Raw genomic sequence first — 26,499 nt, 5'->3', positions numbered from 1 at the left:
TTAACTCGAGTTAGTCAATTAATAATTATTCTCAATTGTCACATAACCTTCAAAATATAAGGAAGGTCACATATCTATTAAATGCTATAATGACAAGGAAAGTGCACAAAACTGATATAAGGGAGATTGCCAAATGGACAAAAAGAAACGACGATTAGTCATGCGAACCGTCATTTTGTCACTTCTCGCAGCTGCACTCGTTTATACATTGTATATCAATTTCTTTACAAGTAAGGAAAAGGTAGCAGTAGGAGATAAGGCGCCAGACTTTGTCGTTACGGACCTTAATGGGAAGGAACACCATTTATCCGAGTATAAAGGAAAAAAAGGTGTGTTTTTAAATTTCTGGGGAACATGGTGCGAGCCTTGTCAACGTGAGTTTCCATATATTGATACATATTATCAAGAGTTCAAAGATCAAGGAATTGAGGTAGTTGCAATAAACGTTGGGGAACCACAATTTAGTGTGAAAAACTTTATTGAGAAATACGAATTATCCTTTCCTGTCGCGATAGATAAAGGAAACCAGTTGTTAAACGCCTATGGAATTGACCCATTACCAACTACGCTATTGATTGATAAAAATGGAGAAGTTGTGGAGATTATTACGGGTGAAATGTCAAAAAAGATGGTACGGCAATATATGGAGCAAATTATGCCATAGGGAGTTATTTTTATGGAAAATGTAAAATGTGAGTGTGGGCATGTTAACCCACACGGTACGATATTCTGTGAAGCATGCGGTAAGCCTGTCATAACTGAGGAAACAAATCAAGAAAGTACTGAAAAAAAGCCATTGTTAGATATGCGGTATGAGGGAAGTGCAAGACGTTCTCAAACCTACAACAAAACAATAGTTGATAAAATTTGGAACTTCTTTTCTTCTGTAAAAGTTGGGATATGGATTATCGTTCTTCTATTAGTTGCCTCAGCACTTGGAACAATCTATCCACAGGAATTATACATACCTCCAAGCATGAGTCCAGTAGATTTCTATGAACAGGAGTATGGAATAACAGGAAGATTATATTATCAATTGGGGTTCCATAACCTGTACGGGTCTTGGTGGTATATGATTCTGATTGCGATGCTAGGTATCTCTTTAATCATTTGTAGTATTGACCGTGTAGTGCCATTATATAAAGCTTTGAAAAAGCAAGGTGTTACTCGTCATGAAAGCTTCTTAAAAAGGCAGCGAGTATACGGAAAAAACAAGGTTGAAGATGTTGATGGCGATTTCCAAAAAGTAAAAGAAAAGTTACAAAAGAAACGATATAAAGTTCGTGAGGAAAATGGAAATATTTTAGCAGAAAAAGGTCGTTTTGCTAGATGGGGACCATATGTAAACCATGTTGGTTTAATTATTTTTCTCATTGGTGCAATGCTCCGTTTTGTACCTGGCATGTACGTGGATGAAGTGCTCTGGTTACGTGAAGGAGAAACTGCAAGTGTTCCAGGAACGGACGGAAAGTACTATTTGGAAAGTGAAAAGTTTATTGTAGAAGTTTACGAGAAGGACAAAGAAAAGGAAGTTTTTGAGGAAGCAATCGAACAAGCAGGAAATGCAATGGTTGTAAAAAACTACCAAACAAATGTTACGTTATATGAACGTACTGATGAAATTATTCATGGGCGCGAGCCAGAATTAAGAGAAATAAAAAGTCATGAGATTCGAGTAAATGAACCTCTAAAGCATGACCATTATGCATTCTACCAAGTCGACTATAAATTAAATGAATTTAGTACAATGTCTTTTAATATGATTGATAAAACAACGGAAGAGGACTTTGGAAAAATCACGATTAATTTACGGGATCCACAAGATATGTATGATTTAGGAAATGGCTACTCAATTGAGTTAGCAAGCTATTTCCCGGATTTCTACTTTAATGATGACGGAGAGCCAGCTACGAAAACAAAGGTTCCTAACAACCCGGCATTTGTATTTAAGATGTTTGCTCCGGATAAACCTGAAGGTGAAATTAGCTTTGTCGCTATTCAACAAAATATTGAACCTATGGGTGACAATAAATACAAAATGGCCTTTGGCGGTGTTGAGATGAAGAATGTCTCTGGACTGACTGTTAGAAGAGACTACACACTTTGGATTCTAGCTGTAGGTGGAGCTATTTTCATGATTGGTGTTATCCAAGGTTCTTATTGGCATCATCGTCGAATATGGGTTCAGCGTAAAAATAGTGAGGTTATTGTGGCCGGACATACAAATAAAAACTGGTTTGGTTTAAAAAATGAAATTCGATTTGTTCTTTCAGATACTGGTATCGAAGAACCAATTGATCAAGTTGATGTAAAAAATAAGGAAAATAAGGAGGGATAAATATGGCTGAATTAAGCTCAAATCTACTTTATGGTGCCTTCATTCTTTATCTTATTGCGACGTTTATTTTTGGTGGAGCGATTAGGGATAAAAAAAATACAAACGGATATAACCGTTGGTCACACGTAGGGATAGCTATTACGATTATCGGATTTGTTGCACAACTAGGCTATTTTTTTACCCGGTGGATTGCATCAGGACATGCACCAGTAAGTAATTTATTTGAATTTATTACCTTCTTTGGAATGATGCTTGTTCTAGCGTTTATTATTATCTATTTTATATATAAAACAAGTATTTTAGGACTATTCACATTACCGGTAGCCTTACTAATTATTGCATATGGCAGTATGTTCTCAAGAGAAATTTCGCCTTTAATACCTGCATTACAAAGTGACTGGCTACATATCCATGTTACGACCGCAGCATTGGGGCAAGCCATACTTTCAATTAGCTTTGTGGCTGGAATTCTGTACCTGTTAAGGGTAGTGGATCAAACTGTAAAAAGTAAAAAAACTTTCTGGCTAGAATTTATCATGTATGTACTAGTTGTTGTAGTTGGATTTGTTGCCATATCTACAGCCTTTGGTGCAATGAAATATGAATCAACATTCTCCTGGGTGGATAAAGAAGGTGTAGATTCAGAAATGGTATTTACATTACCTGCATTAGTCATCCCTAATGAAGGAGAATTACTAACAGATGGTGTGTTTTCAACTGGAATTGAACTCCCACCATTATTGAGTGCGAGAAAAGTAAATACAGTGTTATGGTCAATCTTTGCCGGGTCTATTCTATACGGACTATTACGCTTAATTTTACGTAAACGTATTGGTGCTGCACTACAGCCTTTAACAAAACGTTTAAATTTAGATCTTATTGATGAAATTGGGTATCGCTCGGTGGCTATCGGGTTTCCTGTATTCACGTTAGGTGCACTAATTTTTGCGATGATATGGGCACAAATCGCATGGACACGTTTTTGGGGCTGGGACCCTAAGGAAGTGTGGGCGCTTATTACCTGGCTATTTTATGCCTTATTCCTTCACTTAAGACTTTCAAAGGGCTGGCATGGAGAGAAATCCGCATGGCTAGCAGTTGTAGGGTTCTTTATTATTATGTTTAATACAATCTTCGTGAATCTAGTAATTGCTGGATTACACTCATATGCTTAAATAGAAATCTTTTAAGGTGTAGACGAGGTCAATAATTGACTTTGTCTGCACTTTATTTGTATGGTAGTCTGTGAATACAAAATGAATGAGAATATAGAATGAGTAAAGTTAACATTTGTGTCTAAATATTGACTTTTGATCTATAGAGCAAGACTAGTGTGATATATGATATAGATAATCTTGAAAAGTTTATGTACGATATAAGTGTTAAGGAATATATAAAAAGTACTAGTTTTGTAACATCGAATTAAGACGGTTTTTAATACACCAAGGAAAATTCTAATTCGAGTCCCTTTACATCTTTTTAGTAAAGGCTTTCGGTAGTGAAAAGTAGATAGTTATGTTGGTATCTCACTACTGATAACAGAGTCTTTAGAAAAATGGAGGAATAAACATGGAAAACGGAGCAAAAATTCTTATCGTTGATGATGAAGAAAGAATTCGTCGTCTACTTAAAATGTATCTTGAACGTGAAAACTATATAATTGAAGAAGCTGATAATGGTGAAGTTGCCTTAGAGAAGGCATTTAAAAATGAGTATGACCTTATCTTATTAGATCTTATGATGCCCGGTAAGGATGGAATAGAGGTGTGTCGCGAATTACGCGAGAAGAAATCAACCCCTATTATTATGCTGACCGCAAAAGGAGAAGAGGTAAACCGTGTTCAAGGATTTGAGGTTGGAACGGATGACTATATCGTCAAACCATTTAGTCCGAGAGAGGTAGTGCTACGAGTTAAGGCTCTATTGAGAAGGGCGTCACTCACAACCTACCTTCAAACCGAAACAACAGCAAAGGACATAATTGTGTTCCCTCATTTAACAATTGATAATGACGCACATCGTGTACTTGCCGATGGAAAAGAAGTTGGTCTAACACCGAAGGAATACGAACTTCTATGCTTCTTAGCAAAAGCACCAGACAAGGTATTCGATCGAGAACAACTCTTAAAAGAAGTTTGGCATTATGAGTTTTTTGGAGATTTGCGTACGGTTGATACACATGTAAAACGCCTGCGTGAAAAATTAAATAAAGTTTCCCAGGATGCTGCAAAAATGATTGTAACGGTGTGGGGAGTTGGCTATAAGTTTGAGGTTGGCCAGGAATGAAATTTTGGCGCAGTGTAGTAGGAAAACTGTGGGCAACGATTCTACTATTGTTTTCCTTTGTTTTATTTGTTTTAACGATTTTATTTATGGAGTACTTTGAGAATTATCATATACAGGAAGCTGAGAGAAATCTTACTCAACTTGCGTCTAATATTGCAGTGATTATGGAGCAACACGAAGATAAAGATGTTGCAAGGTCCATAGCGTGGGAGCTTGTTGATCAAGAGACAAAGGTTATCATTGTCGCGGACGAAAATACCAATTGGTTATCTCCGGATCGGGAATCGATTGCAAATATCCCAGTAACTCTAATAACAGAGGACCCCGTTCTAAAAAAGGTTATCTCGGATGATGAATATGAAAGCAAAAAGATCTATCTTACTGAAGAACATCTTGAGGGTAAGCAATCAAAAGAGCTGTTCGTAGTGGGGGCTCCGCTTCATATTGAAAATGATCAAAAGGGAGCGGTTTTCCTTTATCAATCATTAGACGTTGTCCAGAAGACGGCTCAACAAACAACAAAATTTATTTTTTTAGCTGCAGGAATTGGGATTGTCTTAACCACTGTATTTGCCTTTTTTCTATTAACTCGTATTACTGCCCCACTCAGAAAGATGAGGGAGGCTGCATTTGAAGTTGCAAGAGGGAAGTTTGATACAAAGGTTCCAATTCTTACCCATGATGAAATTGGGGCACTTGGTATGGCATTAAATCAAATGGGTAGACAACTTAAATATAATATAAATGCACTTAATCAAGAGAAAGAACAGTTAGCGAGTATTCTTAACAGTATGGCCGATGGGGTTATTACATTAAATCGTGATGGCACAATCTTAGTAACTAATCCGCCAGCAGAGAGGTTTCTTCAAGCTTGGTACTATCAGCAAGGCATGTACCAGGATGTTGGGGAAGAGCTTCCATCCGAGGTAAGGGATTTATTTCAGCGTGCCGTTTCTTTCGAGAAGGAACAATTTATAGAAATAAGTCTTCAGGGAAGAACATGGGTTATATTAATGAGCCCACTCTATAATCAAACATATATAAGAGGTGCTGTAGCTGTTTTACGTGACATGACCGAGGAAAGACGATTAGATAGACTCCGAGAGGACTTTATTGCAAATGTTTCACATGAACTTCGAACACCGATAGCAATGCTACAAGGCTATAGTGAGGCAATTTTGGATGACATTGCAAGCTCAGAGGAAGAACGAAAAGAAATTATCAAGGTCATATATGATGAGTCTTTACGTATGGGTAGGTTGGTAAATGAATTATTGGATTTAGCTAGAATGCAGTCCGGGAATATTACGTTGAATAAAGAATTAGTTGACTTTGATGCATTAGTCAATCGAGTCGTTCGAAAATTCCAAGGTCTAGCGAAGGATAATCAAATCATACTCATTGCAAACAAAGAAGAGAATATCGGTGAAATTTTCCTAGATCCTGATCGTATTGAACAAGTATTTACTAACTTAATTGATAATGCAATTAGACATACAGATGCAAATGGGAAAGTAGAAGTGCTTGTAAAAGGACAGGAAAAGGGGATAAAAATTGATATTAGGGATACTGGATCTGGAATACCTGAAGAGGATTTACCGTTTGTTTTTGAACGTTTTTACAAAGCTGATAAGGCTAGAACAAGAGGGAAATCTGGTACAGGTTTAGGTTTAGCAATTGTCAAAAATATCATTGATTCACACAACGGAAACATTTCAGTACACAGTAAAATGGACGAGGGGACAACATTTACCTTTGTAATTCCTCGAAAAAATGAGTAATTTGAAGGTTTGTGCCGAAGATTCTTGTTCCATAAGAAACATTTGTCTTGTAAATGAAAAACTCTTCTAGTACTATAATGATAGCAAATAAAAAAATTTAATAAATTAGTAAGAATTATTGGTGTCTGAGAATGGAGCTTTTTGAAGCAATTCTCGTAGACTTAATAGGGAATCTGGTGTAAGTCCAGAACTGCCCCCGCAACTGTTAAAGTGGACGAAATGAGAAGAACCACTGTATGAATGTATAGCAAATGCTGTTATTCATATGGGAAGGACTCAAAGTAGGAAGAAGCTTAAGTCAGTAGACCTGCCTAATTCTCTCTTTCTATGTAATTCTTCGGGGTGTAAGAATTAGCAATAAAAGGTAGACTTAATCATCTTTGATTTCACTTTTTACTGTAAAACTCACCCCGTAGGGTGAGTTTTTTTGCTTTAATATTTGATTAAAAGGTTATAGGTGCTATTGCACTTATTATAAAACACAAAGGGGAGCTAGACACATGAAAAAACTTTTACTTGTATTACTATCATTAGGTTTATTATTTGGATGTAGTAATGAGCCATCGACTAATGAGACTCCAAAAAAGGATACGTCGGAAAATACGACGAAAGAAGAAAAAGCTGAAATAGTTACGGTTGTTATTTCAAAGAACAATGGAGAAGAAATTATCGCTGAAAAGGAAATAGAAATTGAAGCAGGAAAAGAAGTTACAGTTATGGATGTCATGCAGGATAACTTTGAACTTGAAACACAATTTGATGGCGCATTTATTGTTAGTATTAATGGAGTTGCAGCAAATGAGGCAGAAAAAACATCTTGGTTTTATTCTGTGAATGGTGAAGAGGCAATGGTTGGCGCAAATGAATTTAAACTAAAGCCTGAAGATAAAGTAGAATTTGATTTACACGCATGGGAATAAGAAGACTCTCTGTTAAAAACCTAACATTTTTATCAATGTTAATCGCTTTATCTGTAGTTGGGAGGATTACATTTACATTCCTCCCAAATGTTCAACCTACTACTGCCATTATCATCATAACAAGTTTGTTTTTAGGGCCTGTATATGGAATGATAGTTGCTGTTTTTAGTTCCGTACTTTCCAATCTTGTGATGGGGATGGGATTGTGGACATTTGGTCAAATCATAGCATGGGGCATCATTGGATTACTAGGTGGTGTTCTACGCGTATATCGGGACCGAATCCCAGTACTCATCCTTACCTTATTTGCTATTTTTTGTGGATTTTTATATGGGTTCATCATTTCAGTACCACTTTATCTTTTTTCAGGTAAATTCATTGCCTATTATCTGGCAGGATTACCGTTTGATGTTAGCCATGCAATTGGGAATGGAGTATTTTTTCTTATCCTATATCCGATTTTACGACTACTATTCTTAAAAAATGTAACAATTGCAAAGTAAGGAAGAATATTACCAAAATATTCTTCCTTTTTTTATGAAAACAGTCTATATTGGGTATGTAACTTTTTTTAAAAAACTTTCGACTAATGAAATGAACGGGAGGATTTAGAATGGATTCCTTATTTGAGGAACTATATGAAAAATATCATCACGATATCTTTTCCTTCTTATTTTATATGGTGAAAAATCGTGAACAAGCTGAAGATCTCGTTCAGGAAGTTTATATAAGAGTGTTAAAATCATATGATAGATTCGAAGGGAAAAGCAGTGAAAAGACTTGGTTATTTTCCATTGCTCGACATGTTGCAATAGACTCATTTCGAAAACAAAAAGGCTGGAAGCAGCGAATTATAGATTCGTTTGATTGGAGTCGCCAAGAGGTAAAGGATTATGCACCACTTCCAGAAGAAATTGCTTTGCAGAATGAACAAATACAAACGATGTATCGCTGTTTGGATCGGTGCACTACTGATCAAAAGATGGTACTGATCTTACGATATATCCAATCACTTTCTATTGCTGAGACTGCAGAAGCCCTTGGGTGGACTGAAAGCAAGGTAAAAACAACTCAGCATAGAGGTCTGAAAATTTTAAAGACCTATATGGAGGAATCTGGAGTAAAGGAGGATATAGCTGATGAAAAAATCAGAGTGGAGTGATGAACAGCTAGAGCATATGCTTTCTCAAATGCCAACAATTAAAGATAACCGTAGTCCACAAAAGATTTATCAACATATATCCCAAAGAAAGAACAAGAATAAGAAAAAGGTATGGCTTGTTCCGACAATTGCATCTGCAGCAGCAGCGCTTTTATTATTTATTTTAGCTCCTTCTTTTTTAAACACGAATCATTCAGGCTTTGAGTCAGCTGAGATGTCTAGAGAAAATACAAATATGGCAATGGATAAAGAAGATAAGGAAACTGTTGCTCCTGAAGAAGAGTCGGTTGGCATTTTACAAAAAACGGAGGAAGAAGACAAAGAAAGTGAAGCTAGCATGTCTACATTCGATAATCAACAAGCCTATTCTGTGAAGGGTGTTTCTAAAAATGAAGTTATTTTAACATACGGGGTATATGTAGGTGGAGTGATGTTTCCTACCGTTGTATCTGTTGTAGTTGAATCAGATGGGCAAAATGTAATTGAACAATGGGAAAAGAATATACCGGTAGTGAATAATATTATTCTACAAAATCCTAGCTGGGGAATTGATGAATTAACTGTTGATACGTATTTTGAAGATTTTTCTGAAGTAATTAAACCTGATGGATCAAAAGCTGTAAAAGTAGAGGTTGAAGAGACCGTCAATACTGAATCTTTTGCAACAGCAGAATCAGGTGATTTCATTAATACAATACAATCATTTAGATATCTATTGGAAGACTATCAACATGCAGAACTTTATCAAAATGATAAACAAGGAATAATCATAGGTCAATCAGGTGTTATTGAAAATCATATTGATGTGGAAAAGGATACTAAAAAAGCGTATCTATTCTATATAAATGAAGGATCTAATTATAAGATATTAATTCCGACATATGAAAATTTTGATACACTTGAACAAGCAATTGAAGCAATGAAAGAACAGCTCAATCAGGGAGATTATCAACTTCATCCGCCAATCATACAATCGGCTCAAATTGAAAGTATAAAAACGAATGGAACAAATGTAGAGATCTATTTTGCTGATGATGCAAAACTTACTAATAACGATACATTTATTGGCATGATTGAGGCAATCTTGTTAACTGCGAAGGAATTCGATTTTGAGACAGTTACCTTTCATGGGAAAATTGATCAAATTGGTGATATACCATTTGGTGAGCCTGTACAGGTTCCTCTTGCGCCAAATCCTTTGCCAGTACATTAAAGAGACACTTGTTGTCTCTTTTTTTTGTCTCCATATGTTAGTCAAAAAAATTATGAAGAAATTTTTTACATATTTTTTACATAATTTAAGAAAATTTCTCAAATAATGAAAGGGTGTCCATTTTTGCTTGATACTTTAGATAGGGGGTGTCTTGTAGCCAAGCAAAGAGTGTTCCTACGGAAGTGAAAGGTAGGCGATTTGCATCAGTCGAGTGCAGACAGCGATTTTTTTCCTTCCGATGCGATTGGTTAGACAAGCGAGCCGAGGTCACATTGATCTAGTTTACATACTAATTTTCATAGCTATATTGAGGAGGATCACAATGTTTGTGTTTGTTAGACGCATTACAATCGTTGCGCTATTTGCAGCTTGTATAGGTATCCTATTTATTGGTAGTCTAAGTGCTAGTGCACAGGATGTACCAGTAACTGGTACAGATGAGGAATGGGCGTGGCCTGTACTTGGTAGAATTACAGATACATTTGGTACAAGGCAGGGGAATCACAAAGGCTTAGATATTGCCGCTCCAATTGGAGATCATATATATGCAGTTGATGAAGGAATTGTAAAAGGATCATACTTTAAGGGATCCTATGGTCATGTTGTTTTTATTGAGCATCCCAATGGATATGAAACAGTATATGCACATCTAAGTAAACGAAATGTTCAGGAAGGACAGAAGGTAGAAAAAGGCCAAATAATTGGCCACATAGGAAGTACAGGAAATTCTACTGGCCCGCATTTGCATTTCGAAGTACACAACGGGGAATGGAATGCATCAAGAAATAATGCAATTGATCCCCTCTTTGTGCTTACAAATGAACAAATTCTTGTTCCAACTTTACTAGAGAAAGAGCAGATTGAAGTTTCAAAAAAGGTAGAAGAGAAAGTAACTAGAGGCTTTAATTATAATAAAGAACAAGAAAATCATATTGAAGCAGCTACAGTTGAAAACAAAGGTAATACTGTATCTAAGATTACTGTTAAAAAGGGGGATACACTCTGGGATTTATCAATCCGTCATAATGTTTCAGTTGAATCGATTATGAAGTGGAATAACCTGAATTCTTCAAGATTAGAAGTAGGAAAAACTCTGGATATTTATCATAATGACAGTAAGACATATACCGTTAAAGAGGGTGATTCCCTATCAGTCATCGCAAGCAAGGTTGGTTTAACAGTTGAAGAAATTAAAGTTTTAAATCATTTACAAAGTGATTTAATCTTCCCGCATCAAGAGCTCATTATTGAGAAATCATAAAACAATTTGAATATTTTCACTTCCCCTTAAGAGGATTATTCATGTATAATGGTAAAAACTTTTAGGGGGATATTCATGCTTACTGATTACCACAATCATTTAGAGTTAGGAACACTTGAATTAGATTATTTAATGAAATTTATTGAAGAAGCAAAAGCAAAAAAGATTGATTCTTTTGGCATTTCGGAGCATGCCTATCATTTTTATCAAACAAAAGACATTTTATCTAATCCCTGGGTGGATGCAAGAAGGTATTATGACATGAAGGATTATGTGAACTTATTTAAACTTGCCTGGAAAAATAACATCGATGTAAAAATGTCTATTGAAATGGACTATACGCCAGGTAAGCATGCAGAAATGGAATCGTTCATATCTTCTTACGATTTTGATTATGTGATAGGATCCATACATTGGGTCGAAGATTTTGGAATTGACCTTGCAGAATTTCGTGAAGAATGGGATAAGCGAGACCTATACGATACATACACAAAATATTATGATCAGGTTGTAACATTAGCACAATCAAATCTTTTTGATATTATTGGTCACATCGATTTAGTTAAAATATTTAAGTATATTCCAGAGGATGAGGAATTCCTACTTCATCAATTTGACCGGGCTACAACTGCTCTTGCTAACTCCAAAACTTGTGTCGAGATTAGTACTGCAGGTTTGCGAAAGGTAATCGGAAAGCTCTATCCCGATCCTAGACTATTGAAAATGTGTTATAACAAAAATATACCTATAGTATTATCATCAGATGCACATAGACCTCAGGATGTCGGGGCAGATTTTGAGCAAGCCATTGCATTAGCAAAAAGTGTTGGATATGAAACACTAATGACATTTGAAAAAGGGGAACGTAAGGAAGTTCCACTAGGATAAAAAAGAAGCGTAAAAACAGAGAAAGTGGGCCACTACAAGCCTGCTTTCTTTTCTTATTAAGTGTATCATTGCTAGTAGATGCCTACTGATAGTAAAAAGAAAGAACCCTTCACATATGAAGGGCTCTTTGAGAAAAATACTATTCAAATTTTAATGGATCACCATCAAAAGGCTCATCTGCAACTTTAATGGAATCAGTAGGACAACCTTCAAATGCATCTATCATATCTTCTTCTAATATTTCTGGAATCTCAACAATCCCTTGGTTATCATCAAGTGTTACAAATGCAATACCGTCATCATCGTAATCGTAGATGTCTGGTGCAGCAGCTCCACACGCACCACAAGCGATACATGTGTCTTTGTCAACAATCGTGTATTTTGCCATCTGTATATTACCTCCCAAAAATCGTTACATATATAATATATTCTACTATTTATATAAGTTCCGCATCCTACTTCCACATAAGATGGAAACAGCTTCCTCATATTCCATTGTAAAGCTGTTTACTCAACTTTTCAATAAAAATATATAGTGAGATTGTTGAATATAAAGGGGTTTTCCTATTTTGACAACCTTGTCTACATTTCGACATGAAAACATCCCACTTTTCTTTATTATTTGATAAAATAAAGGTAACATTCCTTCGACTATTTACCAAACAATCCGATAGAGAGGGGAGTAAGTAGTGAACATGACTTTTCGATCAATATTGCTTTTATATTGTTTACATAAGTTTAATGGCGAGCGTACAATTTACGGCATGTATCACTTGCTAAATGGAAAAAAATCCTCTCAGACGATTGGGGATGCAAATCTATTTGGATTAGCACATCTTTTTGGGGTCCTTCGACCGATACAAAGAGAACAGATTGAAGAAGATATCAATAATCTAATTGAAAACAAACTAATTGAAGAAATTACCCCAACTAAATATATACTTACTCCAAGAGGTAAAGCTGCCTTAGATCGCAATCTTGAACAAAAACCTGTCCCAAAATATCTAAATGGTTGGAAATACAATGATCAAGCCTTAACACTTTGGCGCAGACTCTCGTTACTGTCACAATCGTTATCTAATTTAATACAGGATAGCAAACAATATACTCCTATCCAGCAGGACGATACGGTTGTTAATTGGGTAAAGGGGTTCCTAATGAAGGACGGACATAATCGATTTGAGTTGGCAGAATCTATTTATCATGAGTTACTAACTTGCCTTGAATTGGTTTCTGAAATAGAAGCAACAATCTTTGTACTACGCCTAACAAGTTCATCAAGAATTGGGTACACAATTGAGCAAATTAGTGACTTGCTAAAAGAAGACGAGACTTGGTGTCATGTTATGTTTATACATACATTACATAGAATTGTTCAACATTTAGAGTCAAGTGCTCCTGATTTTCCTATTCTGGTTTCAATGATAGAAAAAAACAGGCAAGAAGACATATTGTTAACAGCTTCAACAAAATCAACATATAAGCTATTGCTCCAAGGGAAATCCATTGAGGAGGTTGCTCTTCTTAGAGACTTGAAGCGTAATACAATCGAGGACCATATTGTTGAAGTTGCGCATCACAACCCTGAGTTTTCCATTGATCCATTTGTGCCGCCTGAGCATCAGGAGATTATCCTATCTACATATAATGCGCTAGGTACAAAACAATTACGATCATTGAAAGAAAAGTTACCAAGTACAATTACTTATTTTGGGATCAGACTCGTCCTTGCGAAAATTGGTGGAAATTATGAATCTTAATTCGATTTTAAAAGAAAAATTTAATCATTCGTCCTTTCGAGAGGGACAAAAGGAAATTATTGAAGACTTACTTTTGGGTCATGATGTAATGGCATTGCTACCGACCGGTGGTGGGAAATCGCTATGCTATCAGCTACCTGGCCAAATCTTCGGGGGAAGTGTACTTATAATTTCTCCACTAGTTGCATTAATGGAAGACCAGGTTCTACAGTTAAAGAAATTAGGAGAGAAGAGAGTAATTGCACTAAATAGTTTCTTACAAAATGAAAAAAAACAAAGGATTTTATCAAATCTTCATCATTATAAATACATCTTTGCTTCACCAGAAATTCTACAGTCTAAATACGTATTAAATATGATAAAGAAAATCGATTTCTCTCTGTTTGTTGTAGACGAAGCACATTGTATCTCACAGTGGGGGCATGATTTCCGCCCTGACTATTCACTCTTGGGAGAAATTCGGCGGGAATTGGGTAACCCTACTTGTTTGGCATTAACTGCTACAGCGACCAAAGATGTAATAGAAGATATCCAGAAAACACTTCAACTATCACACCCCAAACAACATATTCACTCTTTGGATCGACCAAATATCGCAATTTCAGTTAAAAAGGTTGGATCGATTCATGACAAGAAAGAGGAGCTACTAAGATATGTAAATAATCTGCAAGGACCAGGGATTATTTATTTTTCTAGTAGAGTATGGGCAGAGAATATAGCGCACTATTTAAAAGATCAAGGCTTTGATCAAGTAGCCTATTATCACGCTGGTATGGAGCAAGAAAAAAGAATGTTGATTCAGGAGCAATTCATCAATAATCAATTATCTATTATTTGCTGTACAAATGCGTTTGGAATGGGAGTAAATAAGCCAGATATTCGATATGTTATTCACTTCCATTATCCTTCACAATTAGAAGCGTATTTACAGGAAATAGGACGTGCTGGAAGAGATGGAAAGCCAAGTGTTGCTGTATTACTTCATAGTGAACATGATCATGAAATTCCACAGTTCTTGATTAAGTACGAGTTTCCGTCTACCGAGCAGACAGGTCAGGTGATTGAATATATTAATTTCCAAATCAAAAAAAATGGGAGCTTCTCCATTTCAAAAACAATGGAAGACTACTTTCTTACCTCCTTTAATATAACGGAAATACAATGGAGATTTATTAAATATTATTTGGAGTTAGAAGATAACTTATATCGTGAAATCGATATAAGTAAAGCTATTGGTATTATTGAGAAGTTTGCAAACCAACGCTATTTGTACAAAAACAAGAAATTACAGTTCATGGAAAATTGGCTTGAAACTAAAGAATGTCGACGTCAGGGAATTCTAGCTTATTTTAATGAAAATTTAATAAACAAAACAGCTTCATGCTGTGATCATTGTATAATTGAGTGGGATTTGTACAGAAGGCATTCAAATGACGATATGAAGTGGGAGTTACCTTCCTGGAGACAAGAATTGTATCGTATCTTCCACAGAAATGAGCGAAAACTATGAGTAAGCGGCAAGCGGAGATTATCAAAAATTTAGAGGATAAAGAAATCGTCTTTCACCTTTATCTGACCCAAGGAATTCTTCTACTTGTCTCGTTAGGTCTTGGTATCTTTCTATTTGACAAATGGTCCTCCTTTATTGAGCTATGGAAGTTGAAGGATTGGAATATATTGATTATTGGTGGGGGTATCGCAATTGGGGTTGTATTAATTGATTTTGCATTGATGCAATGGTTACCCAAGTCGATGTACGATGATGGAGGAATAAATGAACGAATCTTTCAAAGAAGAAGTATTCCCCATATTTTTCTTTTATGTCTTTTGATTTCATTTACAGAAGAGATACTATTTCGGGGTGTGATTCAGACCCATTTTGGTCTTATCGTCGCAAGTGTCATTTTTGCATTATTACATGTTCGATATCTGTATAAATGGGTTCTCTTGCTAACGGTTATTGCTTTGAGTTTTTTGTTAGGTTATATTTATGAACTGTATCAAAATCTTTGGATTACGGTTTTTGCGCATTTCTTAATTGATTTTATTTTCGCTATAAAGCTAAGGATGGATTACTTACGTGGTTCGGGCGAGGAGGAGGTACAATAGTTATGCAACAAAATGAAGAAGGAAAGACTGTAACACCCGATAAAAAAACATCTCTACCGCCTCGAGGCGTAGTTCATAAAAAGAAAAAAAAGAAAACAAAATTTAAAATCAAATACCCTGTGGTACGATTATTGGCACTGTTATTTGTTTTGCTTCCAATCGCCATTCTAAGTTATAAATTTAATTCTGATACAGATTTTCTAAAACCAGCACCTGTAAAAAAGAGTTCGAATTTTGAGAGTATCAGTTATGAAAAGCCTGAAGAAACTAAACCATCATCCGAAACTCCGAAAGAAGAAGATCCGATTACTGAAGAACCACAAATAGAGGATCAAAATGACGAGGAACCTAAATCTGTTGATAACGAAACACCAACTGAAAATGCAGTAGAAGAAAAGGGTAAGGAAGAGATTCCTCAAAAGGAACTTACAGCTGCGGAAAAAGAAGCTGCAAAACAACCCCAACAGCAGGAAGAAAAGCCTAAGGACCAATATGATGTAAAATATCACAAGGTACAACCCGAAGAAACACTATATCGGATATCGATGAAATACTACAACAGTCGTGAAGGTGAAGACCTCATAAAAAGATGGAATGATATAGACGGGGACACAGTAGTTTCTGGTCAAGTATTACGTATACCGATTAAAATACAGTAAGCGCGAGTGACAACTCGCGTTTTTTTTATTTTGTGGAAAAGACATATACCAATGTACAAGCTCATATTTTTAATAATAAGGTTGTCTCGACGTTAGAATATTTCGATTTAGAAAAGTGGTTCAGGCTGGAGGGATGAGAAATCGAAAAGAAAATAAGTGAGTTGAATGAATACACGGATGAGGTTACAAAACAAATGCTTCAACATACGGTTGAAAAGAAACGTAAATTTGAGAAATTAAAGGCTAGAGCCTATTATATGAAGCTTGGAGTTCTTTTTTTGTTATCTATTTTTTTAGTTTATGTGTACAAGACCATTGTTTCTCCTTATAGCCATTCTACGGAGTTAATGATCAGTATTTTCCTGGATGGATCCATTTACTTCATGTTTGTTTTTATAATAGCAGGACTGTATGGTGGTGTACGGTATGTTGACAAAAAGAAAGATGAAGCAGAGGATAAATACCACGCTATTAGATGTGAAATAATTGATAAAAGTAAGGATTTATGGAAAGAGCCTGTACAGTGGCGAGAACGCCAGCGTGTATTTGAAATGATGAAAAAAGAATATGATATAAATTTATATCATGAAAGTAAATAGCTGTAAGATATTTGGTAAAAATTATCTACATAAAAAGAGTGAAGACATGAAATGAAGCTTTGGTCCTCACTCTTTAAAGTTATGGGATCATTTAGAAAAATTTCTTTTTGTCTCTTTCTTCTTTAAGTATCTCAACTGCTTCCCTAAAGCGTTGTGCATGAATGATTTCACGTTCGCGTAAAAAACGCAAACCATCGTTTAAATCAGGGTCATCACTTATATTAATGATCCATTGATAGGTTGCTCGTGCCTTTTCCTCAGCTGCAATATCTTCATACAAATCTGCAATCGGGTCACCTTTTGCTTGTATATATGCTGCAGTAAATGGCACGCCTGCAGCGTTATGGTAAAATAATGCGGAGTCATGGTCAACATAATGTGGAGCTAAACCAGCAGCTTTTAGTTGTTCAGGAGTAGCATCCTTTGTGAGTTTGTACACCATGGTTGCAATCATTTCCAAATGAGCAAATTCCTCAGTACCAATATCATTCAATAGTCCGATAACCTTGCCAGGTATTGTATAACGCTGATTTAAATAACGTAGTGCAGCAGCTAGTTCTCCATCAGCACCACCGTATTGTTCAATCAGAAACTTAGCTAACGTTGGATTACAAGTACTTACCTTTACGGGATACTGAAGCTTTTTTTCATAAACCCACATTTACGTAGATTCCTCCTCTGTTAAAAACTCAGAATGTGATTCCTTTAGGTTTATACCTGCCAAGGCCATGGCTCATCATCCCAATTCCATGGGTACCCTGAATAGCTATGTCCATATTGAAGCAAAGGTCCGAATCTTTCCTCATATTGCTTTGCGACTTTTCTACGCTGTAATGAGACATGATTGAACTGTTGAATGGCTTCATAATCGTTTGGATGGGTGTCCAAATATAAGGTGAGTTCAACTAGTACGAAATCCAACGCCTGTAAATCCTCTAATAAAGCATAATATTCTGGAGGCATCTGTTTCATTTACTTTCTTCCTCCCTTTTTTTCATTTCGTAAGGGTTATACCATGGATCATAGAAAGCAGGCCATAGTGTCCCTCTATGTAATGCTTCTTTAGGTGGATATTGCGGTAGGTTTGTTGGTTGAAAATTGATATACAGGTGTGGAGGGGTTGAGTATGTTTTACATGTGATGGGTTTACAAGGGTCATAAGGGCTTACATAGGGGTAATATTCTTTCTTTGGTGTAAACATGATGTAGCCTCCTTGATGTCAAAATACAATTTCATGTCATTCTACTTTATGGCATAGATGGTTGAAAAATGACAATCAAATTATTTAAACAGTGTCACATGAAAGTTTGTATCTATTCATTCCTCTCCTCATAATTTTAAATAGGGGGAGATGGGAGTATGGAAAAGCTGCTTTATGAGATAATTGGATTTTTCTGTGGATGTATGCTCATTCTTTTAACAATTGAAACATCAGTAAGTGAAATTCCGGAATTAATGATGGGATTTATAGTCAATCCCTTCTTATTTTTTATCATCATGGTCTGTTACTTTATAGGCTTTTTAGCGCATTCTACGATAATAAAAGAGGTAATCGAAGATTTTCATAAACGCTTAAGAAGAAAAAAACAGTCCTGCATAAAGTTCTTCTTACCAATCAGGTTAACTGCCGGTTACATTATTTTATTTGTATTCGGTCCTTGGCAAACATTCATTTTACTAGCCTTTTCCATTTTTTATGGTATTATATCGGTAGATTTAAAAAAGAATACGTTGTTAGATGTCGATAGATAGGAGCGAAAGCCATGCTACTTTTTTTTATTCTTATCGCGATTGGTTTGTTGCTTCTTTTGTATATGTGGCGAGAAGCACAGCTTGACCGTGTCGTTACTCATACCTTGCCATTTTCTAATTTTCCAAAAAGCTTCGAACAGATAACAATTTTCTTCATCTCAGACATTCACAGAAGAAAGGTGTCAGAACATATAATTGAAGAAGTAAAAGGGAAAGTCGACATTGTGATAATTGGTGGGGATTTAACGGAAAAAGGGGTTCCATTTGAGCGTGTAAAAAAGAACCTTCAATTGCTGAGATCTCTAGGACCGACTTATTTTGTTTGGGGCAACAATGATTATGAAGTTGATTACCATGAACTAGATTCTATACTATTAGATATGGGGATAAAGATTCTTGATAATACAGCTGTTCTTTTTGAAAGCGGAGAAGGTGAGAAGGTTTCCCTTTTAGGAATTGATGATATGAAGGAAGGAAGAAGCAGACTTGATCTGGCACTCCTAGATGCTGGGAATGAAGTGGATTTTAAAATCCTTGTTAGCCATAATCCCGAAATTAAAGCGGATCTACATGCAGAACAAAGGATTAATCTATTATTGTCTGGACATACCCATGGTGGACAAATCAGATTTTGGAAATTTGGATTATACCCAAAAGGTGGTATCCAACAAATAGACAAGACCACAATTTTTATCAGTAACGGCTATGGGACGTCCGGTGTTCCATTACGATTCGGTGCACCACCTGAAACACATCTTATTACACTTCAATCAAGCGAAAAATAGACTTTCGTACTTTGTACAAGTCTTGTAGAAATATGCCCGAACACAGCTAAAACAAGAACATAATTTATAATCCTTCATAAAATAAAGAAAAGGTTGCTGCAGGTGTGATGGTGAGGGAGGGTTTTTAATGCGTCTTGAACGCTTAACTTATAATAAAATCAAGATATTTCTAACATTCGATGATCTGATTGATCGTGGCCTCACTAAAGATGATCTTTTGTCAGACTCGTTAAAGGTTCACCAATTATTTAGAGATATGATTGAAGAGGCAAGTATAGAATTAGGCTTTGAAGCAGATGGGCCTATAGCAGTTGAGGTTTACTCCTTACAGGCACAGGGAATGGTAATTATCGTAACAAATGCTGTAGGGGACAATGAAGATGAAGAATTTTTAGATGATGAATATATAGAAATGCAGGTTACACTTGATGAAAGTAAGGATATATTTTATGAGTTTCATACGTTCGAGGACGTAATTCAGCTTTCAACCAGATTAAATAGTATATCTGTTGAAGGTGGCAAACTATATTCATATAAAGATTATTTTTATTTGTTACTCGAAGAGAATGCAAAGACGAACACAGAGAATGTTATTGCGATATTAGCTGAGTTTGGAAATCCAGCGACAATCACTAAATACCGAGTACATGAATATGGAAAAGAAATATTTAATGATCATGCAATGAAGGATATCTATCGGATTTTTATAAAAAACAGGAAGAACCTCTAACTGGATTAGGGGTTTTTCTTATGGAAGGGTAAAGTAGGTAAAAGATAAAAAAATTTAAGGTAAGATTCTTCATTTTTCATCTTGCATAAAGATATGGAAGGTGTATACTAGTGACTGGAAAGGTGGACAATAATACTATCTGGAAAATAGATGTTATTTTTGTCTATTAGCATCAAGAAACTTTTTACATAATCATAAATTACCGAAAAACTCGGTATTTCCAGCTTTTTGTTTACACCTTTTGATAAATGTGTGGTCAAAATGGAGGATAAAAAGTGTGTCATCTTCACCGGACTTATTGACGATCCTCTAATAGGTACTGTGAAAAATCTTGGGAGGTTTACAAATGGTAGCCGAAAATAACAAGGACACTTCACAACAGAATGAAGAAAAAATGGATGTCCTAAAATCTACTCAAACAGTCATACATAAGGCATTAGAAAAATTAGGGTACCCTGAAGAAGTTTATGAACTTCTAAAAGAACCAATTAGAATGATGACCGTAAAGATTCCAGTAAGAATGGACGATGGTTCTGTTAAAATCTTTACTGGCTATCGTGCTCAGCATAACGATGCGGTCGGCCCTACAAAAGGTGGAATTCGTTTTCATCCAAATGTAACTGAGAAAGAGGTTAAAGCGCTTTCTATTTGGATGAGTTTGAAATGTGGAATTGTTGATTTACCATATGGTGGAGGAAAAGGTGGAATCATTTGTGATCCAAGAGATATGTCATTCCGTGAACTTGAACGTCTAAGTCGCGGCTACGTGCGTGCAATTAGCCAAATAGTTGGTCCGACAAAAGATATTCCTGCACCTGATGTATTTACAAATTCACAAATTATGGCATGGATGATGGATGAATATAGTCGTATTGACGAATTTAATTCTCCTGGCTTTATTACTGGAAAACCACTAGTACTAGGTGGTTCACATGGGCGTGAATCTGCAACAGCAAAGGGTGTAACGATATGCATTCGTGAAGCAGCTAAAAAACGAGGTATCAACCTTGAAGGCGCCAGAGTTGTTGTACAGGGATTTGGAAATGCTGGAAGTTTCTTGTCTAAATTTATGCATGATGCAGGTGCAAAGGTTATTGGAATTTCCGATGCGTATGGTGGTTTACACGATCCAAATGGTTTAGATATTGATTATCTGTTAGATAGAAGAGATAGCTTTGGTACTGTTACAAAGTTATTTAATAATACAATTACAAACAAAGAATTATTAGAGCTTGATTGTGATATTCTCGTACCAGCGGCAATCGAGAATCAAATTACAGAAGAAAATGCTCATAATATACGTGCAGGTATAGTAGTTGAGGCAGCGAATGGTCCTACAACTCTAGAAGCTACTCAAATACTTACAGAAAGAGGAATTTTACTTGTGCCTGATGTATTAGCAAGTGCAGGTGGAGTTACTGTTTCATACTTTGAGTGGGTTCAGAATAACCAAGGGTATTACTGGACAGAAGAAGAAGTCGAAGAGAAGCTTGAAAAAGTGATGGTTAAGTCATTTGAAAACATTTATACAACTGCTCAGAACAGACGTGTTGATATGAGACTAGCAGCCTATATGGTTGGGGTAAGAAAAATGGCCGAAGCATCACGTTTTAGAGGTTGGATCTAATATGATTTAGTATGGGGTAGCTCCCAATTAAATCATAGTAATGCCTCCGGCGCATGGCACAGACTATTAAATGAAGTTTTTCAAGCAAGCTTGATTCAATCTGGGCAAAAATTCGCCGAGGCGTATTTGATTTCGTTCATTATTTTTGCAAAAACAACAGAAATCTCCTATCATTTTTGGTAGGAGATTTTAGATTTTTGGTTTAAAAATTAGGAGTGACAAGCATGCAATCGGAAGAAGTTATAATTATTGGTGGGGGTCCATGTGGTCTTGCAGCTGCAATAGCCCTACAAGGTATAGGAATTGAAGCACTGGTTATAGAAAAAGGAAACATCGTGAATGCGATATACAATTATCCAACACATCAAACTTTTTTCAGTTCTAGTGAAAAACTAGAAATCGGAAATGTTCCATTCATCATTGAAGGACGTAAACCAAAGAGAAATCAGGCTCTTGCCTATTATCGAGAAGTAGCGAAACGAAAAAGGGTTAAAGTGAATGCATTTGAAAGGGTCTTAGAGGTTAAAAAAAGTAACACTGGTGAATTCCATATTTCTACTTCAAAAGGCGAATACAATTCAAAATATGTAATCATTGCAACTGGCTATTACGACAACCCAAATTATATGCGGGTACCAGGAGAAAATCTTTCTAAGGTATCTCATTATTTCAAGGAGGCGCATCCTTATTTTGAAAAGGATGTAGTTGTAATAGGTGGGAAAAACTCAAGTGTGGATGCAGCTCTAGAACTTGCGAATGCAGATGCAAGAGTTACAGTCCTTTATCGTGGTACTGAATATTCTCCAAGCATAAAGCCTTGGATTTTGCCGGAGTTTGAAGCACTTGTTCGAAACGGCATCATTAACATGGAATTTAATGCAAACGTAGTTGAGATTACCGAAGAAATTGTAAAATATCAGGTAGGAAATGAGTTAAAAGAAATAAAAAATGATTTTGTTTTTGCGATGACGGGTTATCATCCCGACCACAGCTTTTTACAAAAAATGAATATTGAGATTGAAAGTGAAACTGGAAGACCAGTTTTTAATCTGGAAACAATGGAAACAAATGTTGAGGGTGTTTTTATTTCAGGTGTAATTGCTGCAGGCAACAATGCCAATGAAATATTTATAGAAAACGGACGGTTCCATGGAGACTTAATCGCAAAAGCCATCCAAGATAGAAAATAGGTGTTTTCCTGAGTTGCCTGAAGTTTTTTGTTAATCTGTGTTGAAATAGACTGTCTTGAAAAAACTCTTGGCACACTGAGGCGCAGTTTGAGTGAAGACGTGAGTAGAAGATGCCTTCATGAGCGGACGAGCGAGGCAAGCATTGCAGTATGCAGACGTTTGTTAACAGTCTGAGGCAACTCGTTTGAGTTGCCTTTCTAATTTATTTTAGGAACATATCTTGAAGCTCTTGATGTTGATTTGTTTTTTCAAGTGTAACTAATAGCTTAATTCTTGCTTTTTGTCCATTTAATCCATTTGAAAAGATGACCCCAAGTTCTTTTAATTGTCTTCCGCCACCTTCGTAATTATAAACATCCTGAACATATCCATTGAAGCAACGCGAAACTAAAACAACAGGAACACCACTTCTAATGAGGTCCTTTATTTCATATACCATCGATGGCGGCAGGTTGCCTTGTCCAAGTGCTTCTATCACTAGTCCGTCCAATTTAACGGTTCGAATACCTTTAATGATATTTCCATCCATCCCAGCGTAAGCTTTAAGTAGGACAACAGTCTTTGAGACTTTATCAATATCATAGGTTTCTCTAATAGCTGGAATATGATGGAAGCTAACCTCTTTTTTATTTACGATTCCTAGTGGACCATATTGTGGACTCTGGAAGGTTGCAATATTACTTGTATGAGTTTTTGTAACGTTCTTGGCTGTGTGGATTTCATCGTTAAGGACGACTAAAACACCTTTACCTTTTGCGTGGTCACTAGACGCGACCCGAACAGCTGAGATTAAGTTGTATGGCCCATCTGCACCAAGCTCGTTACTAGATCTCATCGCACCTGTAACAACAATTGGTATATCGGATTGTACGGTAATATCAAGGAAATACGCTGTTTCTTCTAATGTATCAGTGCCATGTGTTATTACAACACCTTCAATATTGTCCTGCTCGATTGAGGATTCAATCTTCGCTTTTAATTGGAGCATTTCCTTTTCTGTAATGTGAGGGGAAGGAAGTTTGAATAACTCTACAACCTTAATATCCGCAATAGAGGTTAGTGCATCTGTTTGTAGGAGAAGTGGGTTTTGTCGATTTTGCTGAACAGTTCCTGTTTCTTTATCTTCCGTCATTGCAATGGTTCCACCCGTATGAATAACAAGTATTTTTTTCATAGTTTACCCTCGTTCCTGTATAGAAAAATTATCCAATTTAAGTATACTTCATATTTTCATTTATCAAATTACATGTTACGATAAAAGTGTTTGTTACTCAATAATTAATTAAGCAGTAATGGTTAATTTCATATAGTATATCATCATGTGTCAGATTGTAATTCCCATCTATCTGCTGTTATGACTTTACTGGGAAAATTGGATGTAAATATGCCAATGCATATTTCATCAGTAAATGATAAAGATTTGATTTATTAGGGAGAAGAGGATTCTTATGGTAGCGGTTATTACCGCAGGACTTGCACCTGGACTTGCGTTGCTAAGTTATTTTTATTTGAAAGATAGATATGATGCAGAACCTATCGCGATGGTCTTTCGTATATTTATTTTTGGTGCTCTTATGGTTTTTCCAATCATGTTTATACAATATGTTTTAAAAGTGGAAGGAGTATTTAGTCACAGCTTTACAGAGGCATTTTTTGTTGTTGCCTTATTCGAAGAATTTTTTAAATGGTTTATCCTCTTTTACACAGTCTACCAGCATATTGAATTTGATGAAGAATACGATGGAATTGTATATGGTGCTGCACTTTCATTAGGGTTTGCTACCTTAGAGAATATTTTATATCTATTAGCTAACGGTGTTCAGTTTGCTGTTGGAAGAGCTCTTCTGCCAGTATCAAGCCATGCATTATTTGGCGTTATCATGGGTTATTATCTTGGAAAAGCCAAATTCTCACCTGTCCAAAAGAAAAATTGGATCTTTCTCTCCTTTTTACTGCCATTTCTTTTACACGGAATGTATGATTACATATTACTGTCATTGGAAAAATGGATGTATCTAATGATACCTTTTATGCTGTTCTTATGGTGGTTTGGTCTACGTAAGGTTCGAATAGCTAAATCATAACCTATTAAAGTAATTCAAAAATAACCTGAATTTATCAGGTTATTTTTTTTTGTAAGTAACCTATCAAAGAGTTCTCTTGATTTTATAAGGTAAGTTGATATAGCCAGATTTAAATACTTCTGAATAAAATACCAATCTCTACAGAAAATACATGTAAGTATATATAGAAAATGGTTAGGGAGGTAGTTAATCATGAGCTTAAAAAAGCATATTATGTTATCCATAGTACTTATCTTGTTTGGAAGTGTGATTGTAGGCGGAACCAACAATCATGTCCAGGCTTTTTCTGAACAAATTATCCAACGTGGTGCTACAGGGGATGATGTAATCGAACTTCAATCAAGACTTCAATATAACGGTTATTATCATGGAACCATTGATGGTGTGTATGGATGGAGCACGTACTGGGCAGTCCGCAATTTCCAAAAAGCTTTTGGACTCGAAGAAGTGGATGGCTTGGTTGGAGAAAAAACAAAAGCAATGATCAATCGTTTTACAAAGTATAACAAACAGTTTGTATACGAAAATTTACGTAAGGGGAACCGTTTTACCCATTATGGGGGTGTCCCTTGGAATATTCAATCCGCACCATCTGAGCAGAATAGACAAAAGGCTAAAACAACTGCAGAGGCGAGAAGACTAGAAATTGAAAAACAATATACTGCAGAGCAAAAACAGGCTCAAGGTGGACAAAGTCAAGGTCAACCAAAGCAACCTCAGGGACAGCAAGGACAGACAGAGCAGCCAAAGCAACCTCAAGGACAGCAAGGACAAGCAGAGCAGCCAAAGCAACCTCAGGGACAGCAGGGACAAGCAGAACAGCCAAAGCAACCTCAGGGGCAGCAAGGACAAGCAGAACAGCCAAAGCAACCTCAGGGGCAGCAAGGACAAGCTCAAGAAAAGCCGCAACAACCAAAAACCCAAGAGGCTGAGCAAGGAGAGACTGCACAAGGTCCAACAGCAGTAAATATGCCAGGAGGCTTTTCACAAAATGATATACAACTTTTGGCAAATGCAGTATATGGTGAAGCGCGTGGTGAACCATATATCGGTCAGGTAGCTATTGCAGCCGTAATATTAAATCGTATTGATAGTCCCACATTCCCAGATACTGTTTCTGGTGTAGTATTTGAACCATTAGCATTTACTGCAGTTGCGGATGGACAAATTTGGCTTACTCCTAATGAAAAAGCAAAAAAGGCAGTAATTGATGCCATAAATGGATTTGACCCGACCGGCGGTGCAACGTATTACTTCAATCCGGATACTGCTACAAGTAAATGGATTTGGGGTAGACCCCAAATTAAGAGAATCGGTAAGCATATATTCTGTAGATAGAATGGAAGGTGAGACA

The 26,499-nt window shown here is 36.2% G+C and carries 28 protein-coding genes and 1 riboswitch; of the genes, 23 read left to right on the top strand and 5 right to left on the bottom strand.

Annotation, left to right across the window (positions count from 1 at the left end):
- Window positions 1–133: 133 nt before the first annotated feature.
- The 11 genes from resA (at window position 134) to ACWNMY_RS02915 (ending at window position 11,849) form a co-directional block, all read left to right on the top strand.
- Window positions 134–664: a thiol-disulfide oxidoreductase ResA gene (gene resA / locus ACWNMY_RS02965; protein ID WP_449536800.1), complete on the top strand. Its 531-nt coding sequence runs from the start codon at window positions 134–136 to the stop codon at window positions 662–664.
- Window positions 665–676: 12 nt separating this feature from the next.
- Entirely contained in the window at window positions 677–2,338 is a 1,662-nt protein-coding gene (locus ACWNMY_RS02960; protein ID WP_449536799.1) for a cytochrome c biogenesis protein ResB, read from the top strand.
- 2 nt (window positions 2,339–2,340) lie between these two features.
- Window positions 2,341–3,513 (top strand): c-type cytochrome biogenesis protein CcsB, encoded by a 1,173-nt coding sequence (gene ccsB, locus ACWNMY_RS02955; protein WP_449536798.1) that lies wholly within the window; start codon window positions 2,341–2,343, stop codon window positions 3,511–3,513.
- A 394-nt stretch (window positions 3,514–3,907) separates the two neighbouring features.
- The gene (locus ACWNMY_RS02950; RefSeq protein WP_449536797.1) at window positions 3,908–4,624 is read left to right on the top strand and encodes a response regulator transcription factor; all 717 of its coding nucleotides are present in this window, start codon (window positions 3,908–3,910) and stop codon (window positions 4,622–4,624) included.
- The gene (locus ACWNMY_RS02945; RefSeq protein ID WP_449536796.1) at window positions 4,621–6,405 is read left to right on the top strand and encodes an ATP-binding protein; all 1,785 of its coding nucleotides are present in this window, start codon (window positions 4,621–4,623) and stop codon (window positions 6,403–6,405) included. The genes ACWNMY_RS02950 and ACWNMY_RS02945 overlap by 4 nt, the downstream gene beginning before the upstream one ends.
- Window positions 6,406–6,507: 102 nt before the next feature.
- Window positions 6,508–6,734: riboswitch (cobalamin riboswitch) on the top strand.
- 171 nt (window positions 6,735–6,905) lie between these two features.
- Complete coding sequence (locus ACWNMY_RS02940) at window positions 6,906–7,325, top strand: DUF4430 domain-containing protein (RefSeq protein ID WP_449536795.1); 420 nt, start codon at window positions 6,906–6,908, stop codon at window positions 7,323–7,325.
- Entirely contained in the window at window positions 7,316–7,828 is a 513-nt protein-coding gene (locus ACWNMY_RS02935; protein WP_449536794.1) for an ECF transporter S component, read from the top strand. The genes ACWNMY_RS02940 and ACWNMY_RS02935 overlap by 10 nt, the downstream gene beginning before the upstream one ends.
- A gap of 110 nt (window positions 7,829–7,938) precedes the next feature.
- Window positions 7,939–8,487: an RNA polymerase sigma factor SigX gene (gene sigX / locus ACWNMY_RS02930; protein WP_449536793.1), complete on the top strand. Its 549-nt coding sequence runs from the start codon at window positions 7,939–7,941 to the stop codon at window positions 8,485–8,487.
- The gene (locus tag ACWNMY_RS02925) at window positions 8,465–9,700 is read left to right on the top strand and encodes a hypothetical protein (protein ID WP_449536792.1); all 1,236 of its coding nucleotides are present in this window, start codon (window positions 8,465–8,467) and stop codon (window positions 9,698–9,700) included. The genes sigX and ACWNMY_RS02925 overlap by 23 nt, the downstream gene beginning before the upstream one ends.
- Window positions 9,701–10,022: 322 nt before the next feature.
- Window positions 10,023–10,961 (top strand): peptidoglycan DD-metalloendopeptidase family protein, encoded by a 939-nt coding sequence (locus ACWNMY_RS02920; RefSeq protein WP_449536791.1) that lies wholly within the window; start codon window positions 10,023–10,025, stop codon window positions 10,959–10,961.
- 75 nt (window positions 10,962–11,036) lie between these two features.
- Window positions 11,037–11,849 (top strand): histidinol-phosphatase, encoded by an 813-nt coding sequence (locus tag ACWNMY_RS02915; protein ID WP_449536790.1) that lies wholly within the window; start codon window positions 11,037–11,039, stop codon window positions 11,847–11,849.
- A gap of 139 nt (window positions 11,850–11,988) precedes the next feature.
- Here the strand turns inward: ACWNMY_RS02915 and ACWNMY_RS02910 are convergent, their stop codons facing one another.
- Window positions 11,989–12,237, bottom strand: a complete 249-nt coding sequence (locus ACWNMY_RS02910) for a 4Fe-4S domain-containing protein (protein WP_449536789.1) — start codon at window positions 12,235–12,237, stop codon at window positions 11,989–11,991.
- Window positions 12,238–12,544: 307 nt separating this feature from the next.
- Here ACWNMY_RS02910 and ACWNMY_RS02905 point away from each other — a divergent pair, with 307 nt between their 5' ends.
- The 5 genes from ACWNMY_RS02905 (at window position 12,545) to ACWNMY_RS02885 (ending at window position 16,976) form a co-directional block, all read left to right on the top strand.
- Window positions 12,545–13,609 carry a helix-turn-helix domain-containing protein gene (locus tag ACWNMY_RS02905; protein WP_449538372.1) on the top strand — a complete coding sequence of 355 codons (1,065 nt, stop codon included), beginning with the start codon at window positions 12,545–12,547 and terminating at the stop codon, window positions 13,607–13,609.
- The gene (locus ACWNMY_RS02900) at window positions 13,599–15,119 is read left to right on the top strand and encodes a RecQ family ATP-dependent DNA helicase (RefSeq protein WP_449536788.1); all 1,521 of its coding nucleotides are present in this window, start codon (window positions 13,599–13,601) and stop codon (window positions 15,117–15,119) included. The genes ACWNMY_RS02905 and ACWNMY_RS02900 overlap by 11 nt, the downstream gene beginning before the upstream one ends.
- Window positions 15,116–15,718 carry a CPBP family intramembrane glutamic endopeptidase gene (locus ACWNMY_RS02895; RefSeq protein WP_449536787.1) on the top strand — a complete coding sequence of 201 codons (603 nt, stop codon included), beginning with the start codon at window positions 15,116–15,118 and terminating at the stop codon, window positions 15,716–15,718. The genes ACWNMY_RS02900 and ACWNMY_RS02895 overlap by 4 nt, the downstream gene beginning before the upstream one ends.
- 2 nt (window positions 15,719–15,720) lie before the next feature.
- Complete coding sequence (locus ACWNMY_RS02890) at window positions 15,721–16,377, top strand: LysM peptidoglycan-binding domain-containing protein (RefSeq protein ID WP_449536786.1); 657 nt, start codon at window positions 15,721–15,723, stop codon at window positions 16,375–16,377.
- Window positions 16,378–16,538: 161 nt separating this feature from the next.
- Entirely contained in the window at window positions 16,539–16,976 is a 438-nt protein-coding gene (locus tag ACWNMY_RS02885; protein ID WP_449536785.1) for a YpbF family protein, read from the top strand.
- A 91-nt stretch (window positions 16,977–17,067) separates the two neighbouring features.
- Here ACWNMY_RS02885 and cotJC read toward each other — a convergent pair whose 3' ends face one another.
- From cotJC to ACWNMY_RS02870, 3 genes are read right to left on the bottom strand one after another with little or no spacing between them, the layout of a single operon-like run.
- The gene (gene cotJC / locus ACWNMY_RS02880) at window positions 17,068–17,637 is read right to left on the bottom strand and encodes a spore coat protein CotJC (RefSeq protein WP_449536784.1); all 570 of its coding nucleotides are present in this window, start codon (window positions 17,635–17,637) and stop codon (window positions 17,068–17,070) included.
- Between the two features lie 50 nt (window positions 17,638–17,687).
- Window positions 17,688–17,948, bottom strand: coding sequence for a spore coat protein CotJB (locus ACWNMY_RS02875; RefSeq protein ID WP_449536783.1), 261 nt, complete (start codon window positions 17,946–17,948; stop codon window positions 17,688–17,690).
- The gene (locus tag ACWNMY_RS02870; protein WP_449536782.1) at window positions 17,945–18,178 is read right to left on the bottom strand and encodes a spore coat associated protein CotJA; all 234 of its coding nucleotides are present in this window, start codon (window positions 18,176–18,178) and stop codon (window positions 17,945–17,947) included. The genes ACWNMY_RS02875 and ACWNMY_RS02870 overlap by 4 nt, the downstream gene beginning before the upstream one ends.
- Window positions 18,179–18,336: 158 nt before the next feature.
- Here ACWNMY_RS02870 and ACWNMY_RS02865 point away from each other — a divergent pair, with 158 nt between their 5' ends.
- The 5 genes from ACWNMY_RS02865 to ACWNMY_RS02845 all read left to right on the top strand — a co-directional run bounded on the left by ACWNMY_RS02865 (window position 18,337) and on the right by ACWNMY_RS02845 (window position 23,061).
- The gene (locus ACWNMY_RS02865; protein ID WP_449536781.1) at window positions 18,337–18,729 is read left to right on the top strand and encodes a hypothetical protein; all 393 of its coding nucleotides are present in this window, start codon (window positions 18,337–18,339) and stop codon (window positions 18,727–18,729) included.
- An 11-nt stretch (window positions 18,730–18,740) separates the two neighbouring features.
- The gene (locus ACWNMY_RS02860) at window positions 18,741–19,514 is read left to right on the top strand and encodes a metallophosphoesterase (RefSeq protein WP_449536780.1); all 774 of its coding nucleotides are present in this window, start codon (window positions 18,741–18,743) and stop codon (window positions 19,512–19,514) included.
- 127 nt (window positions 19,515–19,641) lie between these two features.
- The gene (locus ACWNMY_RS02855) at window positions 19,642–20,244 is read left to right on the top strand and encodes a genetic competence negative regulator (protein WP_449536779.1); all 603 of its coding nucleotides are present in this window, start codon (window positions 19,642–19,644) and stop codon (window positions 20,242–20,244) included.
- Between the two features lie 346 nt (window positions 20,245–20,590).
- A complete protein-coding gene (locus tag ACWNMY_RS02850; protein ID WP_449536778.1) occupies window positions 20,591–21,871 on the top strand; it encodes a Glu/Leu/Phe/Val family dehydrogenase in 1,281 nt (426 codons plus the stop codon).
- A 224-nt stretch (window positions 21,872–22,095) separates the two neighbouring features.
- Window positions 22,096–23,061, top strand: coding sequence for a YpdA family putative bacillithiol disulfide reductase (locus ACWNMY_RS02845; RefSeq protein WP_449536777.1), 966 nt, complete (start codon window positions 22,096–22,098; stop codon window positions 23,059–23,061).
- A gap of 202 nt (window positions 23,062–23,263) precedes the next feature.
- Here ACWNMY_RS02845 and ACWNMY_RS02840 read toward each other — a convergent pair whose 3' ends face one another.
- A complete protein-coding gene (locus ACWNMY_RS02840; RefSeq protein ID WP_449536776.1) occupies window positions 23,264–24,235 on the bottom strand; it encodes an asparaginase in 972 nt (323 codons plus the stop codon).
- A gap of 274 nt (window positions 24,236–24,509) precedes the next feature.
- Here ACWNMY_RS02840 and prsW point away from each other — a divergent pair, with 274 nt between their 5' ends.
- Window positions 24,510–25,145, top strand: a complete 636-nt coding sequence (gene prsW / locus ACWNMY_RS02835) for a glutamic-type intramembrane protease PrsW (RefSeq protein ID WP_449536775.1) — start codon at window positions 24,510–24,512, stop codon at window positions 25,143–25,145.
- Between the two features lie 192 nt (window positions 25,146–25,337).
- The gene (locus ACWNMY_RS02830) at window positions 25,338–26,483 is read left to right on the top strand and encodes a cell wall hydrolase (protein ID WP_449536774.1); all 1,146 of its coding nucleotides are present in this window, start codon (window positions 25,338–25,340) and stop codon (window positions 26,481–26,483) included.
- Window positions 26,484–26,499 lie beyond the last annotated feature (16 nt).

It is taken from the genome of Ferdinandcohnia sp. Marseille-Q9671 (assembly GCF_976954385.1).
Note: the sequence above shows the minus strand (reverse complement) of the source record. Positions and strands in the feature narration are given on the sequence as shown.